Source organism: Ensifer sp. ENS07 (genome assembly GCF_014852185.1).
GTDB classification, from domain to species: Bacteria; Pseudomonadota; Alphaproteobacteria; order Rhizobiales; family Rhizobiaceae; genus Ensifer; species Ensifer adhaerens.
On record NZ_JACVBE010000069.1, the window covers coordinates 1 to 490 of the forward strand.

Consider the following 490-nt stretch of genomic DNA (forward strand, 5'->3'; position numbering starts at 1 on the left):
CAGACCGTTACGATCGCGATCACCGGGACGAACGATGCACCGGTCATCACCTCCGGCACGCAGAGCGCCGTGGTGACAGAGCGCGGCGACGGTGCGGCCGGCGAGAACTCAGTGGTGCACGTCAACGCCGGCAAGGTGGCTTTTACCGATGTCGACACGCTGGACACCCACAGCGCCAGCTTCAAGGCGAACGGCGAAGGCTATCTCGGCAAGTTCGCGCTCGACCCGGTCAACCAGTCGGGCAACTCGGTCGGCTGGACCTTCAAGGTTGCTGACGGTGTCATTGACTCGCTGCAGGCCGGCCAGTCGCTGACGCAGACCTATGATGTGACCATCAATGACGGTCATGGCGGCACGGCGATCCAGACCGTGACGATCGTGATCACCGGCACCAACGACGCACCGGTCATCACTTCGGGCGTGCAGAGCGGTTCTGTGACGGAGATCGCCGACAAGGCGACGGGTGAGAACACGGTCACACACACGCAGG

General features: G+C 63.5%; 1 protein-coding gene. It reads left to right on the forward strand.

Annotated elements, in window-relative coordinates:
- Positions 1 to 490, forward strand: a 490-nt coding sequence (locus IB277_RS39120) for a VCBS domain-containing protein (protein ID WP_210339741.1), incomplete at both ends; no start/stop codon positions are given.